The organism is Candidatus Amarolinea dominans, from assembly GCA_016719785.1.
Taxonomy (GTDB): Bacteria; Chloroflexota; Anaerolineae; order SSC4; family Amarolineaceae; genus Amarolinea; species Amarolinea dominans.
The window spans coordinates 42,116-56,931 of sequence record JADJYJ010000003.1 but is presented as its reverse complement, the minus strand read 5'-3'; the positions used below and the strand labels follow the sequence as shown (position 1 = coordinate 56,931).

General features: G+C 65.2%; 12 protein-coding genes. 5 read left to right on the top strand and 7 right to left on the bottom strand.

The window, feature by feature from the left end:
* Positions 1 to 9: 9 nt before the first annotated feature.
* The 3 genes from IPM84_03975 (at position 10) to IPM84_03965 (ending at position 3,173) form a co-directional block, all read left to right on the top strand.
* Positions 10 to 1,062 carry an NAD-dependent epimerase/dehydratase family protein gene (locus tag IPM84_03975; GenBank protein MBK9091927.1) on the top strand — a complete coding sequence of 351 codons (1,053 nt, stop codon included), beginning with the start codon at positions 10 to 12 and terminating at the stop codon, positions 1,060 to 1,062.
* Between the two features lie 98 nt (positions 1,063 to 1,160).
* A complete protein-coding gene (locus IPM84_03970) occupies positions 1,161 to 2,279 on the top strand; it encodes a DegT/DnrJ/EryC1/StrS family aminotransferase (GenBank protein ID MBK9091926.1) in 1,119 nt (372 codons plus the stop codon).
* A 27-nt stretch (positions 2,280 to 2,306) separates the two neighbouring features.
* A complete protein-coding gene (locus IPM84_03965) occupies positions 2,307 to 3,173 on the top strand; it encodes a glycosyltransferase (GenBank protein MBK9091925.1) in 867 nt (288 codons plus the stop codon).
* Between the two features lie 11 nt (positions 3,174 to 3,184).
* Here IPM84_03965 and IPM84_03960 read toward each other — a convergent pair whose 3' ends face one another.
* Genes IPM84_03960 through IPM84_03935 form a run of 6 tightly spaced genes read right to left on the bottom strand, consistent with a single transcriptional unit; the run spans position 3,185 to position 9,589 of the window.
* The gene (locus IPM84_03960) at positions 3,185 to 3,898 is read right to left on the bottom strand and encodes a dihydroorotate dehydrogenase electron transfer subunit (GenBank protein ID MBK9091924.1); all 714 of its coding nucleotides are present in this window, start codon (positions 3,896 to 3,898) and stop codon (positions 3,185 to 3,187) included.
* Positions 3,895 to 4,836, bottom strand: a complete 942-nt coding sequence (locus tag IPM84_03955; GenBank protein MBK9091923.1) for a dihydroorotate dehydrogenase — start codon at positions 4,834 to 4,836, stop codon at positions 3,895 to 3,897. The genes IPM84_03960 and IPM84_03955 overlap by 4 nt, the downstream gene beginning before the upstream one ends.
* Before the next feature lie 11 nt (positions 4,837 to 4,847).
* Positions 4,848 to 6,275 (bottom strand): orotidine-5'-phosphate decarboxylase, encoded by a 1,428-nt coding sequence (gene pyrF, locus IPM84_03950; protein ID MBK9091922.1) that lies wholly within the window; start codon positions 6,273 to 6,275, stop codon positions 4,848 to 4,850.
* A gap of 22 nt (positions 6,276 to 6,297) precedes the next feature.
* Positions 6,298 to 7,470: an ATP-dependent 6-phosphofructokinase gene (locus tag IPM84_03945; protein ID MBK9091921.1), complete on the bottom strand. Its 1,173-nt coding sequence runs from the start codon at positions 7,468 to 7,470 to the stop codon at positions 6,298 to 6,300.
* 58 nt (positions 7,471 to 7,528) lie between these two features.
* Positions 7,529 to 8,470: an aspartate carbamoyltransferase gene (pyrB, locus tag IPM84_03940; protein MBK9091920.1), complete on the bottom strand. Its 942-nt coding sequence runs from the start codon at positions 8,468 to 8,470 to the stop codon at positions 7,529 to 7,531.
* 30 nt (positions 8,471 to 8,500) lie between these two features.
* The gene (locus tag IPM84_03935) at positions 8,501 to 9,589 is read right to left on the bottom strand and encodes an amidohydrolase family protein (protein ID MBK9091919.1); all 1,089 of its coding nucleotides are present in this window, start codon (positions 9,587 to 9,589) and stop codon (positions 8,501 to 8,503) included.
* Positions 9,590 to 9,823: 234 nt separating this feature from the next.
* On the opposite strand from IPM84_03935, the gene IPM84_03930 reads away from it, so the two are divergent.
* Positions 9,824 to 11,269 carry an alkaline phosphatase family protein gene (locus IPM84_03930; GenBank protein MBK9091918.1) on the top strand — a complete coding sequence of 482 codons (1,446 nt, stop codon included), beginning with the start codon at positions 9,824 to 9,826 and terminating at the stop codon, positions 11,267 to 11,269.
* Positions 11,266 to 11,631: a hypothetical protein gene (locus IPM84_03925; GenBank protein ID MBK9091917.1), complete on the top strand. Its 366-nt coding sequence runs from the start codon at positions 11,266 to 11,268 to the stop codon at positions 11,629 to 11,631. Before IPM84_03930 ends, IPM84_03925 begins: the two co-directional genes overlap by 4 nt.
* A 25-nt stretch (positions 11,632 to 11,656) precedes the next feature.
* Here the strand turns inward: IPM84_03925 and IPM84_03920 are convergent, their stop codons facing one another.
* Positions 11,657 to 14,737, bottom strand: coding sequence for a hypothetical protein (locus IPM84_03920; protein MBK9091916.1), 3,081 nt, complete (start codon positions 14,735 to 14,737; stop codon positions 11,657 to 11,659).
* Positions 14,738 to 14,816: the final 79 nt, after the last annotated feature.

Below are 14,816 nucleotides of genomic sequence, written 5' to 3'. Positions count from 1 at the left end.
GGTGAGGAATTGACAACCGTCAACAGCCAGCCAGGGGGCCAGAAACCGGATTTCTCTGGCGCCAATCAGCCAGATTTCGCCCGGCATTACGACGGCGCGCGCGTGCTCATCACCGGCGGCCTGGGGTTCATCGGCTCCAACCTGGCGCTGCGCCTGCTGGACCTGGGCGCGGCGGTCACGCTGGTAGATTCGCTGATTCCCGCGTATGGCGGCAATTGGTTCAACATCGAGCCGGTGCGCCAGCGGGTGCATGTCAACCTGGCCGATGTGCGCGACGCTCATGCCATGAACGCGCTGGTTCCCGGGCATGATTACCTGTTCAACCTGGCCGGCCAGGTCAGCCATCTCGATTCGATGAGCGATCCGTTCACCGATCTGGAGATCAACGCGCGCAGTCAGTTGAGCATCCTGGAAGCGTGTCGCCTGCACAACCCCGCGATCAGGATCGTTTACGCGGGCACACGCCAGCAGTACGGCAAGCCCGATTACCTGCCGCTGGACGAACAGCATTTGCAGCACCCCACCGATGTCAACGGCGTCAACAAACTGGCGGGCGAGTGGTATCACATCGTCTATCACCAGGTCTACGGCCTGACCGCCAGCTCGCTGCGCCTGACCAACACCTACGGCCCGCGGCAGCTCTTGCGCCACAACCGGCAGGGCTTCATCGCCTGGTTCGTGCGCCTGGCGTTGGAGGGCGCGGAGATTCAGGTCTACGGGGATGGCCGCCAGCGCCGTGATCTGACCTACGTGGATGATGTGGTAGAGGCCTTCTTGCTGGCGGGCGCCAATCCGGCCGCGGCCGGGCAGGTCTTCAACCTGGGTGGGCTGCAGCCGGTGGCGCTGGGAGACCTGGCGCAGATGCTGGTCGAGATTACTGGGCGCGGCCGCGTGCGCCTGGCGCCCTGGCCGGCCGATCGCCAGAAGATTGACATTGGCGATGTCTACTCGAGCTACGCCAAGATCGAGGCTACGCTCGGTTGGCGGCCGACGGTTCCCCTGACCGAGGGTCTGCGCCGCATGGTGGACTACTACGAAAAGTACGGACACCACTATTGGTAACAATGGCTCACACTAAGACACCAAGAACACAAAGAAGTAAACCGATTGCTGCGAGGCTGCGAGGCTTTGTGTGAGAATTCCTTGATGAGATACCGATCATGCACATACCGTTCAACGACTTGAAGACTCAGCACGCGGCGCTGGCAAAGGATCTGGAGGCCGCGGCCTTGCGCGTGCTGCGCGCGGGCTGGTACATTTTGGGGCCTGAGGTGAGTGCGTTCGAGGCCGAATTTGCCGCCTGGTTAGGCTTACCCGCTGCGGCCAATGCGGTCGGCGTCAATTCCGGCACCGATGCCTTGCTCCTGGCCTTGCTGGCCTGCGACATCGGCCCCGGCGCTGAAGTCATCACCGTCGCGCACACGGCCGTGGCCACGGTGACGGCCATTGTCAACAGCGGCGCGCAGCCTGTGCTGGTGGACATCGAAGCGGATACTTTCACCCTGGATCCGGCGCGGCTGGCCGCGGCGCTGACGCCGGCCACCCGCGCCATCATCCCCGTGCATCTCTACGGTCAACCGGCCGACCTGGCGCCCATCCTGACCTTCGCCCGCCAGCACAATCTGCGCGTGATCGAAGACTGTGCGCAGGCCCACGGCGCCCGCTATCAGGATCGTCCGGTGGGCGTCTGGGGCGATCTGGCCTGCTTCAGCTTCTATCCGACCAAGAACCTGGGCGCGGCCGGCGATGGCGGCATGGTGGTCAGCACGGACGCGGCGCTGGCCGCCCGCGTACGCAGCCTGCGTGAGTATGGTTGGCAGCCCGGCGCCCGTTACATCAGCCAGGAGCATGGCCTCAACAGCCGCCTGGATGAACTGCAGGCCGCGCTGCTGCGGGTGAAATTACCGCACCTGGACGCCTGGAACACGCGGCGCCAGGCGCTGGCCGCGCGCTATGATCGCCTGCTGGCGGGCAGCGGTATCGCAACGCCGCGGACCGGCCCGGGGCGGAGCCATGTTTATCATCTCTACGTGGTTCGCCATGCGCGGCGCCATGACCTGCAGGAGGCGCTGAAGGCGGCTGGCATCGGCACGCTGATTCACTATCCGGCGCCTATCCATCTGCAGCCGGCCTATCCGCACCTGGCCGCGGCCGGTGCGTTGCCTGTCAGCGAACAGATCGCGCAGGAAATCTTCTCCCTGCCGCTCTACCCGGAGATGACCGACGCCCAGGTAGATGAGGTGGCGGCAGCGGTGCGTCATGCGGTCGCCAGCCTCTGAGCCGCGGCAGAACCGCCTGGCAACGACATGCGCAACCTCACCTTTTCGATCATCATCCCCACCTTTGGACGCCAGCAGGCTTTGAGTGCTTGCCTGCAAGCGCTCGCCCGGCTCGATGCTGCGCGCGACGCTTGCGAGGTCATTGTGGTCAACGATGGTGGGTCATGGGATGCGCCTGCGCTGGCGGCCGCGTGGTCAGGGCAGCTCAACCTGCGGCTGCTTGCGCAATCGCACGCCGGGCCGGCCGCCGCCCGCAACCTGGGGGCGCGTCACGCGCAGGGCAATTTTCTCGCCTTCATGGATGATGACTGTCAGGCTGACCCCGGCTGGCTGGCCGCGCTGGCTGATCATCTGACCGCCGCGCCTGATCACCTGGTGGGCGGACGCACCGTCAATGCGCTGGCCGACAACCGGTTTGCCGCGACCAGCCAGGCCATTGTCAGCTACCTCTACGCCCATTACAACGCCGATCCAACGCGCGCCCGCTTCCTGGCCTCCAACAATCTGGCCGTATCCGCCCGGCGCTTTCGCCAGCGCGGTGGCTTCGATACCGCTTTTCCCTGGGCTGCAGGTGAAGATCGTGAATTTTGCGCGCGCTGGCTGGCGCACGGGGGCGGCATGATTTACGCGCCACAGGCGATCGTCTATCACACCCAGGCCTTGACCGCGCGCAGCTTCTGGCAGCAACAGTTCAACTATGGCCGCGGCGCCAGGCGCCTGCGCCGGCGCGTGGATCTTGCGCCGGCCGCCGAGTCATGGGCGTTCTATGTGGGATTGCTCGGTCTGAGAGGCAGTCAGATGCCGGTCGCCACGGCGCGCCCGCTGCTGCTGTTCGCACAACTGGCCCATGCCGCGGGCTTTCTGGTCGAGCTGGGTAGAGCTGCGGAGTCGTAGGTCACGCCTGTTCAAGTCCTTCGCACCGGCCCCTCGCTGCACACCAGCCAGCCATCCTTTGCGCACGTGCCGCAAATGCCCATGCCGCAGCGCATCCTGTTCTCCCAACTGAGCTGCGCAGGCAGATGATGCACGGCCGCCAGGCGTTCCAGGGCTGTCAGCATCGGGCCTGGCCCGCACGCAGCCAGTTGATCTATCGGTGTGGTGGCCGTAGCGAGCAGATGCTCCACGCCGGCGGTGACCAAACCCGGCCGGCCGGCCGAGCCATCATCGGTGGTGGTGATGACCGGCACCCCCAGGGCAGCGAAGCGATCCATAAAGAGCAGATCCGCGGCGGTACGCGCGCCAATGACCACGCTGACCTGCGCGCCGGCAGCCAGCGCAGCCCGCGCCAAAAAATGCAGGGGCGCGACACCGTAGCCGCCGCCCACCAGCAGCAGATGGCGGCCGCGCACCGTGAAGCCCTGGCCCAGGGGGCCGCGCACCCACAGGCGGTCCCCCAGCCGCAGATCGTGCAGGGCGGCGGTGAACGCGCCCACGCGCGCCACCGTGAAGCGCACGGGGTCAGCGTCCAACAGGCTAAGCGGACGTTCGTTCACATTTGGCAGCCAGACCATGGCGAATTGACCGGGCCGCGCCGCCGGCAGGGCCAGTTCGAGCGTGAGGGTCTTGACCCGATAGTTTTCCTCGCTGATGCCGGTGATGCGAGCCGCCTGGTGGATCATGATCCTGCCATCCCTGCGGGCCAGTGTGCCAGGCCGACCAGTTCAGCGGCCCGGCCAAAGCCCTCTGCCAGCATGAACTGCGCCAATTCATCACGAATCTGCCCCAGGGCAGCGATGCCGCGACTGTGGACGGCCGACCCCACGCCAACCAGTGTGGCGCCGGCCAGCAACAGCTCGGCCGCGTCCTCGCCGCAGCTGACGCCGCCGATGCCCAGGATCGGAATCTTGACCGCCTGGTAGCACTGATAGATGCAGCGCACCGCAATGGGTCGGATGGCCGGGCCGCTCAGGCCGCCCTCGCGGTTCGCCAGGATGGGGCGCCGCGCGCGGATGTCAATCACCATACCGGCCACGGTGTTGATGGCCGCAATGGCATCGGCGCCGGCATCTTCCACGGCGCGCGCAATCTCGGCGATATCGGTGACGTTGGGCGACAGCTTGACGATCACCGGCGCGGCGGATACCCGTTTGACCGCGCGTGTGACCGCGGCGGCGGCCGGGCAACTGGCCGCGAACGGGCGTGCCATCTCATCATGCACATTGGGACAGGAGATGTTGATCTCCAGAAAATCGGGCCGCGCCTCGTTCATTCGTTCCGCCAGGTACGCGTAATCCTCGACCGCGGTGCCAAAGATGGACGCTACCAGTTTGACGCCCTGGCCGGCTTGCGCCAGGCGACGGCGCGTCTCCTGCAAAACGGCAATTTCCTCATCCACGCCAGGGTTGGCCAGGCCCACGGCATTGATGAAGCCCGCGCCCCAGGCGAGCACGGTCGGGTTGGGATGACCGGGCCGCGGCGCGCGACTGCATGATTTAGCCGTGACCGCGCCCGCGCCGCCCGCGGCCACCCGCGCCATCAGCGCCGCGCTGGCGCCCAGAATGCCGGAAGCCAGGACGAGCGGGTTGGGCAGGGTGATGCCGCAGAAGGTGGTGGTCAGATCAGGAGCATTCATGCGTTGAGGTAGGCCCGCACCTCGGCCAGCACAGCGGCGTCAAGCAAACCGGCGCGGTGCAGGCTGTCCAGCACCTGGCTCAGAGAAAACACGGCGTGCAAATTCAGGCCGGCGGCCGCCAGGTTGGCGCGGCCGCCCTGCTCACGATCAATCAGCACCACCACATCTTCAACCAGCAGGCCCGCCGCGCGCAGCAGTTCCACCGTCTTCAGGGTGCTGCCGCCACTGGTGACCAGGTCTTCGATCACGACGACGCGCTCGCCTGGCTGCCAGGCGCCCTCGATGGACTTGCCCAGACCATAGGTCTTGGCCTCCTTGCGCGGGTAGAGCAACGGTTTGCCCACGTGCAGGCTCAGCGCGGCGCCGATGGGCAGCGCCGCATACGGCACACCGGCCAGGCGGTCGTAGGAGAGGCCGGTCAACGCCTGGGCGTAGGCGGCCGCGGCCTGCTGCAAGAGCGCGGGATCGCTGACGAGCAGGCGCAGGTCAATGTAGAGCGGCGAGGGCAACCCGCTCGCCAGGGTGAACTGCCCGAAACGGATGGCGCCGAGCTGATAGAGGCCGGTCAGGAGGGATTGGTGCTCAAGGGCCGCGTCGGGATCAGAAGAATTGACTACGCCGGTTGGCTTGGCCGTTCGGGCCGCATTGATGGCCGCGCGCAGCGCCGCGGCCGCCTGGCGCGGATCGCTCGCACCCGACACTCCACGGCTGACATTGATGATGGCCCCCAACCCATCGGGGCGCATGGCCGCCTGCACGGCCGCGGTCAGGTCGCCGCCCTGCGTGCCGACGCCGGGCACCAGGAACCAGGCCTGCGGCGCGATCCGGCGGACATGCGCCAGGGCCGCGGGGAACGTGGCGCCGACGACCAGCCCGATGTTCTGGTGTTTCGACCAGGTTAGCGCCTGCTGCGCCACCTGCAGATAGAGCGGCGTGCCGTTTGCCGTGGGCAGCTCCTGGATGGTGGCCGCGCCGGGATTGGAGGTGTGGCAAAGGATGAACAGCCCGCGGTCCGCGTAGGCGGCAAATGGCGCGATGCTGTCTGCGCCCAGGTAGGGGCTGAGCGTCACCGCATCCACGCCCAACTGGTCGAAGATCACACGGGCGTACGCGGCCGCGGTGGAGCCAATGTCCCCGCGCTTGGCATCCAGAATGACCGGGGTGTCAGGCGGGATCAGGCGCAGGGTGGCCTTGAGAGTCGCCAGGCCGTCGTCCAGGGCCTCGTAGAAAGCGATGTTAGGCTTGAACGCGCAGACCAGGTCAGCCGTGGCCTCGATAATGACCCGATTCCAGGCCAGGATCGGATTGGCGGCCTGGCGAAACGCGGCCGGAACCGCTTCCGGCGTGGGGTCAAGGCCGACGCAGAGCAGAGAGTCGTTCTTGCGTGCCGCGGCGGTCAGTTTAGAAAAGAAGTCAGTCGCCATATCGAATTATGCTTCCGTATTCCTAATACAAGAACATTGGCTTGCCCAGTACGTGGCGCACTTTGGGGCGATATTCGTTGATGTCATACAGTTCGTCCACATCCACGCGCTTCTTGCCCTGCATGATGGTGCTGATGGGGATGTGCGTGTAGGTGCCGCCCTGCAAGGCCACCATGCGACCCGACGTGCCCTCGGCCACCAGGTCCATGGCCATGTTGGCATAGTTGAAGGCGACCATCAGATCGAGCGAGTCAGGCGCGCCGGAGCGCATCAGGTATAACAGGGGTTGATAGATCATGTGCGAGCCGGTGAGCGCCTGCAGGGCCTCGGCCATCATCTCACCAATGCCGCCTAGCTTGCGATGACCGTAGGCATCCTCCTGCCCGTATTCGATCACTTGACCGCCGAGCATCGTCGCGCCCTCAGAGATCGTGACCATCGCGTAGTTACTTGGATTGGACGCCTTGTCATGCGCCAGCATCTGCGCCAGCCGCTGAATATCGAACGGCACCTCCGAGATGAGCGCGCGGTCTACGCCGGCCAGGTAGGCCGAGATCAGTGACGTTTCGCCCGAATTGCGGCCGAACAGTTCGACAACGGCGATGCGCTCGTGCGATCCCGCGCTGGTGCGCAGGTTGTGAATGAAGTTGACGCTGCGCGTGACCGCCGTGGAGAAGCCAATGCAGTAGTCGGTGCCATAAACGTCGTTGTCCATCGTCTTGGGAATAGCCACCACCGGGAAACCTTCGCGATGCAGGCGCTCGGCATAGCTCAGGGTGTCATCGCCGCCGATGGGGATCAGCGCATCAATGCCCAGCTTCTCCAGGTTCGACAAGACATGCGGCGTGAAGTCATGTTTGCCAGTGGCCGCGGGGTCATAGTTGGCGCCGCGTAAGAAATCAGGCACTTCATTGTTGCTGACCCGCGCCGGGTTGGTGCGACTGGTGTGCAGGAAGGTGCCGCCCGTGCGATCTACCGTGCGCACGGTCTGGCGGTCGAGGGGAATCAGGTGTTTTTCACGGCTGGCTGGCTCGTTGGCGTCGAAGTGAAGCAGGCCGCCCCAGCCACGGCGCACACCAACCACGCGGCAGTTATCGTCTGCCGCGCGATAAACCAGGGTCTTCAGTGCGGGGTTCAATCCGGGAACGTCTCCACCACCGGTTAAAATACCGATGGTCTTCTGTCGGTTAGGCATCGTCGTATCCTCTCTGCGCAAACGATTGACTGGGGGTCATGCGTCATCGAACTTTGCCCTACGCCTTGCCCAGAACCGCGGCCAGCAGCGCCATGCGGATGTACATGCCGTTGCGCATCTGGCGGAAATAGGCGGCACGGGGATCATCGTCCACGGTGTAGGCAATTTCACCCACGCGCGGCAGCGGGTGCATGACGATCATCCGCTCCCTGGCCCGCGCCATGAGCGCATCGTCAACCACGTAATGCTCCTTGACGGAGTCATAGAGCGTCAGATCGGTAAAGCGCTCCTTCTGCACCCGCGTCACATAGAGCACATCGGCCTCGCCAATGATGTTATGAATATCATCGGTTTCACGAAAGGAGAGGCCGGCGCTGTGTACTTCTGCGGCGATCTCGCCCGGCAGCCGCAGCATGTCAGGCGAAACAAAAACCAGTTCCACCTGATACTGCGTGAGCAAGCGGGTCAAGGAATGAACCGTGCGCCCATATTTGAGGTCACCGACCATCACCACTTTCAGTCCGTCCACACGGCCCAACTCTTCTTGAATCGTGAAGAGATCAAGCAGGGCCTGAGTCGGATGCTCGCCCACGCCGTCGCCGGCGTTGATGATCGGGACGTGCGCGTAGCGGGCGGCCGTGGCCGCGGCGCCCACCTCAGGATGGCGCAGCACGATGGCATCGGCATAGCACTCCAGGGTGCGCACGGTGTCGGGCAGTGACTCCCCTTTGCTGACCGAGGAGTAGACCACTTCGTTGATGCTGAGCACGCGACCGCCCAGGCGCACCATGGCCGCAGCAAAGGAGGACGAGGTGCGGGTGCTTGGCTCGTAAAACAAGTTGGCGAGCACATGGCCGTGCAGCATGTCAGCCGTGCCGAAGCGCTCCACCATCGAGCGCATACTGTGGGCCACTTCGAAGATGTGCTCCAGCTTGGGGCGATTGAACTGTTTGACTGACAACACATGCTGGCCGAACCAGCCGTTGGATGAGTGCGGCATGAAAAAACCTCTTCATTCTCTCGATTTCTTTCATTCGACAACCGGCGCCGCCAGCACGCGGCCGGCGCCGGGCGCGGCCAGCACAACGCCATCAGCAAAAACCACCTGGTTGCGCAGGACGACGCGGCGCACCGCGCCATGCACCGTGAGGCCGCTGAACGGACTCCAGTCGCACAGGGTCTGGTAGCCGCTGGCGGGCAGGTCGTAGACAGCAGCGGCGTCCACTTCGACCCAGGTTTGCGCTTGCTGGCCGCCGGCAGGGAGATGAAAGATACGGGTCGGATTGTGATGCAAGCGGGCGACGAGATCGTCCAGGGTCAGGCGACCTTCATGCACCGCGGTGAGCAGCAGGGGCAGCATGGTCTCCAGGCCGGGCACGCCGGGCGGCGGCTGGGGGCCGGCCTTTTCAGCCGCGGTGTGCGGCGCGTGATCGGTGGCAAAGCAGTCAATGACATCCAGGTTCGCCCAGAGCGCGGCCCGGTCGGCGGCCGTGGCCAGGGGTGGCTTCATCTGACCGCGGGCGCCCAGGCGGGGCAGGTCATCCTCGCACAGCCACAGGTGGTGTGGCGTGACCTCACAGGTGACCGCCGCGCCATGCTGCTTGGCCCGGCGAATCAGCTCGATCTCGCTGCGCCGGCTGACATGGCAGACGTGCAGGTGCTGGCCGTAGAGCTGTGCCAGCGCCAGGCAGGTTGCCAGCAGCAGCCCTTCGGCATGCACGGCGATGGGGCCGGGGCCGGGCCAGGTGCGGAAAAAGGCCATCAACTGGGCCAGGTCTTCCAGGCGCAGGGAGCCAAACGTCTCACTGACGTAGATCTTCAGACCGCAGGCGTAGGGCGCGGCAGCCGCGGTGATCAGCGGGTCCGTGTCGCGCGTGGCGCCCAGAAAAAGGCCGACATCGCACACGGCCGCGGCCGCAGCCAGGCGGGCTTTCGCGGCCAAACGGTCGAGCGTCGCCGTCGGCGGCGATGTGTTGGGCATGTCGAGAACAGTGGTGATGCCCCCGGCCAATGCGGCGCGGGTGCCGCTGGCCAGGGTCTCTTTGTGTTCGTAACCGGGTTCGCGCAGATGGACATGCACATCCACCAGACCCGGCAGGCGAATGGCGTCCATGCACATCCTGCAATGAGGTATACTTCCAAACCATGACCGGTTCGGCGGCTCAAGCGGGGTGAGCCGCGTTATTCTACCATTGGCAAACCGTTTTGGCAAAAGGGCTTTTTTGGGATTTTCTCTGCGCCTTTGCGTTGCATAACGATCTTTACACAGGTGTCTGACCAGTGCAGATCATGCCCCTTTTCGTCATGCCAGTTGCAAAGGCCGGTTTTGCTCAAAAAGGCGTTTACGCCCATAATGCCACTCATGCAAGTGGCCTGGCTCGTACAACGCCTGATTGACTGGTTGACTGCGCTTGCCACGTGGTATTACAACCGTAAATACGGTGCGCTGGCCTCGCGTCTTGGCGGCGGCGTGATGCCGGGCGATGGTCGGCGTGGATTTCTCATCGTTCAGATTGACGGGCTGGCGCATCGCTATCTGTTGGATGCGCTGGCACGCGGCGCCACGCCCTATCTCCAGCGGCTCATCGAGCGCGAGGGCTGGCGCGTGCAGCGCTGGCACTGCGGTCTGCCCAGCAGCACGCCGGCCGTGCAGGCCGGTTTACTGTTCGGCAACAACTGGGACATCCCGTCATTCCGCTGGTATGAAAAAGAGAGCGGCCAAACCATTGTCTGCAAGGTGCCAGCGCACCTGCAGCGCCTGCAAGAACGCCTCAGCGCCGGGCGCTACGGCATTCTGACCGGCGGCTCCAGTTACTTCAACCTGTTCGACGGTCACGCGCGCACCTCTTTCCTGACCCTGTCCGCGCTCGATCGCCAACATTTTAGCCAAAATGTGCGCGGTTCGTTCTTCTTCCTGCTCTTTCTCCTGACCCCGCGCCGTTCGCTGCGCGCCCTGTGGCTGTCCCTGAGCGAATATGCCCGCACCCTGCGGTCGCGCCTGCATGGCACGTCCAAGCCAGGACCGCCCGTCGCGCGCCTGCGCCGCCTGCGCGCCAGCCTGACCGCGCCCCTGGCCACCCTGCTTTCACCCCTGGCGCCCGTGACGCTCAACGTCATCTTTCGCGAGATTCAGACCTTCGCCGTGGCGCTGGACATCTATCGCAGCGTCCCGTCCATTTACACCGATTACTACGGCTACGATGACCGCGCCCATCATCATGGCCCTCTGTCCGATGAAGCCCTGGCTGCCCTGCGCAGCATTGATGCCTGCATCCGCGAGCTTGACCAGGTGCGCCGCCAGTTCCGCCACCGCCGCGCCTACGATCTGTTCATCTTTTCCGATCATGGGATGAGCCGTTGCCGGCCCTTCGCAGAGCTTTTTCAGCAGACGCTGGGGGACTTCGTGCGCACGCATGTCGGCCAGGCCGTGGTGGATGTGCAAGGCGGGCAGGCGCCCTGGGCTTCCATGCAGGATGAACTGCTGCACAGCGAACTGCAGGCCGCAGAAGCGCGGGCGTCGCCGCGCAGTCAGCGCCTGCTGCGCCTCTTGCGGCGGGCGTTACGTCGCGGCTTGCCCCAAGACCCGGAGATTCAAGCCGACTATGACCTGACCCGGCGCAGTGATGTGATCGTGCGCGTGGCCGGCAGCCTGGCGCACATCTATTTCAAGGTCACCCCCGCGCAGATGGACATCAGCGAGATCGCGATCCTCTATCCCGACCTGCTCAGCGCCCTGCGCGCCCACAGTGGCTTTGGGTTGGTGCTGGGACGTGAGCAAGGCAACGCGGTCTGCGCGTGACGCCGCGCGGCGTGCTGCGCCTGGATAGCCCACAGCTGGCGGCCACACTGCCGCATCTGGCCGACCCGCAGGCCGCGCTGCAGCAAGTTGACCGCCTGGTACGCTTTCCGCACAGCGGCGACCTGGTGCTGCTGGGTACCTGGTATGCGGATGGGTCGGTGGTGGGCTTTGAGGAGCACGTGGCTACGCACGGCGGTCTGGGCGGGCCGCAGGATTACCCGTTTTTCATCACAGCGCCGGGCGTGGATTGGGATCTGTCAGGCGTGACTAATGCGACGCAGTTACACGATTTCTTCGTCAACTGGTACGGCGATGCAGCCACGCGGGCCGCGCGTGGCCACATCGTCACGGAAGCCCCTTAGCTTCGCTGGTCGTGACCACTGTTTCCTAATAGCACCCCACCTGTCCCCAGGCCGACGCGGCCGCGGCCACATCGGCCGCATCTATGACCCCATTCGACACCAGGTCATACAGCCGGTTCCAGGCGGGATTGCCGCTGTCAAGGCCCCAGTGCGCGGCCACGGCTTCCACATCGTTGATTGCCACCTGACAACTGCAGTCAATGTCGGCCGCTCGGCAGACCGCATAGCTGATGCGCAGGCGCGCGGCCGAGGCCGGGTTGCCTTCATAACTAACGGCGTCCAAATAACCGGTGTTACCGGTGTCGCTCCTGAGAAGGAAAGCCAGCGCGGCGTTTGGCTGCCAGTTGGGGCGATCCACCACCTCTTGCACCATCGCGGCCAGGTTGGGTGATGAAATCCACCCCAGCGGCGTGATGGCCGCAAAGCTCCAGGCGCTACTGGCCGTTGTGGTCGGCATCGCTAATGGCGCCAGCGTCTGAAAGTCGGGCGCATCGTCCAATGCCGCGCCACGCACGGTTAGATTGACGGCGCCAGACGCCTGATGGTAGGTGCGGTTGATCTCCAGGCCGGCGTCCATGATTTTGACGTGAAACGGCACCGCGACGTCCTGAAAGCGCAGGCCGCCCAGCAGTTGATTGCTGTTGGCGTAACCCAGGCGCACGACGATGGCCGAGAGATCGTTGTAGCCGCTGCTGATGCGCTGCGACGTGTCATCGAGGCCAGAAATCACCTGGAACTGGCCCAGGTTCGGTGTCGAGGTGGGGGTTGGCGTCGTCGTTGGGGTTGATGTGGCCAGGAGCAGATCCGCAAAATCGTGCGCCGTCGTTTGCCCGGCGCTGACCGCGATGTTGACCAGGTTGCTGCCCGGCGCGGAGGTGAACCCGGGCGGGTCTGTTTCTTCCAGCCGGTACGCACCCGCGTCGATGTCGCGGAAGCCGTAGAGACCATCCGCGCCGGTGGTCATGTCGAGCAGGGGCGTGCCGTCGGCCTGTTGCAGCCAGATGACCGCGCCGGCCAGGGGCGGCTCGCCCGCCTGATAGGTGCCGTTGCCGTTCAAGTCGTGAAAAACCAGGCCGGCGACATGCCCGCGACCGGCCTGCGGCGTTGGCGTGGCCGTGGGTGACGCGGTGGGCGTTGCTGTCGGCGTGTTCGTCGGCGTGGGCGTCTTGGTGGGCGTGACCGTGGGCGTTGCGGTGGGGGTGGGGGGCGCAACCTGGTAATGCAGAATCGCGCCGTTGTCACCAACCGCCCAGCCGCTGGTGCTGTCGAGCATGTCAATCCATTTCAGGGCGTCGGTCAGCGGGTTGGTCTGCGGGGTCCAGGTTGTGCCGCCGTTGGTGGTCCAGAGGATCGTTCCCACATCGCCGACGATCCAGCCGGTCTGGTAATCAGTCATATCCAGGTTGAACAGATGCAACGTGGTGTTGCTCGCCTGGGGCGCCCAGGTGGCGGCGCCGTTGGTTGTGTGAATGATGACGCCCCCACTGCCGGAGACCCATCCGTTGTTCACATCCAGGAAATCAATGCCGTCCAGGAAATCGGCGTTGGTGCCGGGGTAGGTGCGTGTCCAGGTTGCGCCGCCGTTGTGGCTCGTCACGAAGGAATCCCATGCGGCCACGCCAAACACGTCGTTGGGCGTCGCGTAGCTGGCATCGCGAATGTTGATGCTCATGTCGGCCGTGGAGAACAGCCAGGTCGCGCCGCCGTCGCTGGTGCGGAAGACATAGCCGTCTCTGCCCGCGGTCATCGCGTGCTGGTTGTCATAGCCTTCCACGAACCACAAGAAGCCGGTGTGCATGTCGCCGTTGGCCAGGCGCGCAACCTGGCGCGTCCATGTCTCGCCGCCGTCGGTTGTGCGGAAGAGGGCGCCGTAACGGCCGGACACCCAGCCGGTGCTGGCGTTGACCGGGAATTTGACGCCGCGCAACCAGGGGTTGTCAATGCCAGGCTCAGACTGCAGAGCCACGCCATCCAACATGCGCCAACTGACGCCGCCATCGGTTGTCTTGAGGATTTGCGCGTAATCGCCCACCGCGTACACGGTGTTGGCATCCACGGCATCCACCCCTTTGAGTTCCGTCACCGCGGGCGGCGCCGCGACGGCAAAGGCGCCGGAACCCTGCTTGTGCAGCACCAGGTGCCCCATGCCGGCTGCCCAGACATCGCCATCCGCGGGCAGCGCCAGCGCCAGCAAGGATTGGGCCTGTCCTGAATTGCCCGGCAGCCAGCTATTGGCGCCGTCGAGCGTATACCAGGCCACGCCCCCATCGCCCACGAGCCAGCCCTGCTGGGCGGAAGAAAAGGCGATCGCACGCAGCGCATGCGCTTCCGCCAGGGCTTGCGTGGTCCACACCGCGCCGCCGTTGGTGGTGCGCAGGAGGGCGCCGTTGTCGCCGACCGCCCACCCGTTCTGGCTGCTGGTGAAGGTCACGGCATGCAGCCAGGAAGTGGTCACACCAACGGCTTGGGGCGTCCAGGTCGCGCCGCCGTTCGTCGTGGCGATGACCGTGCCCAGGTTGCCCACGGCCCAGGCGCGGCTGGCATCCCAGGCAAACAGGCCGTCCAAGTGATTGCTGGTGCCGCCAGACTGCACGGTCCAGGCGCCGCCGCCGTTGGTGGTGCGCACGATGGCGCCGCTGTAACCAGCGGACCAGCCGGTGCTGGCATCCACCATCGCCAGGGAAGTCAGGCGCAACGAGGTGGGTGACCCCTGGCTGGCCCAGGTGAGACCCGCGTCGGTGGAGCGCCAGATCGCGCCATTGGCGCCGACACGCCAGCCCGTGGTGGCATCCACGAAATCCACGGCGCCGAGATCAACGGCCGGCGCGGCCAACTGATAGGCCCAGGTGTAGCCGCCATTCGTGGTGCGCATGAACTGGCCGTTCTTACCCACGGCCCAGCCCAATTGGCTATTCGCGAAGGCGATCCCCGTGAGGTCATCGGCGCCATGCCATTGCGCCGTCCAGGCGCCTGGCGTCGGCGGATGGCCGGACGCCGCGCGCCCACGCCGGGGACGCGGACGGTTGCCGTCAGAACCACAAACAAAAGCGCGCCGCAGAGCAGGAATGCACCCACGCCCCGGCGCGCACGCGAACTCAACTTCCACATACGACGTTTACTCCATGCCAGATTCTACTTACCGGTCGCCAAGCCGGTCGCAACCGCGGCTTTTCACCGGCAACTGG

Coding starts and splice junctions, on each gene's coding strand:
- IPM84_03960 (MBK9091924.1), bottom strand. CDS start 3,898: ATGATCCACCAGGCGGCTCGCATCACCGGCATCAGCGAGGAAAACTAT.
- IPM84_03965 (MBK9091925.1), top strand. CDS start 2,307: ATGCGCAACCTCACCTTTTCGATCATCATCCCCACCTTTGGACGCCAG.
- IPM84_03935 (MBK9091919.1), bottom strand. CDS start 9,589: ATGTGCATGGACGCCATTCGCCTGCCGGGTCTGGTGGATGTGCATGTC.
- IPM84_03970 (MBK9091926.1), top strand. CDS start 1,161: ATGCACATACCGTTCAACGACTTGAAGACTCAGCACGCGGCGCTGGCA.
- pyrB (MBK9091920.1), bottom strand. CDS start 8,470: ATGCCGCACTCATCCAACGGCTGGTTCGGCCAGCATGTGTTGTCAGTC.
- IPM84_03945 (MBK9091921.1), bottom strand. CDS start 7,470: ATGCCTAACCGACAGAAGACCATCGGTATTTTAACCGGTGGTGGAGAC.
- pyrF (MBK9091922.1), bottom strand. CDS start 6,275: ATGGCGACTGACTTCTTTTCTAAACTGACCGCCGCGGCACGCAAGAAC.
- IPM84_03930 (MBK9091918.1), top strand. CDS start 9,824: ATGCCACTCATGCAAGTGGCCTGGCTCGTACAACGCCTGATTGACTGG.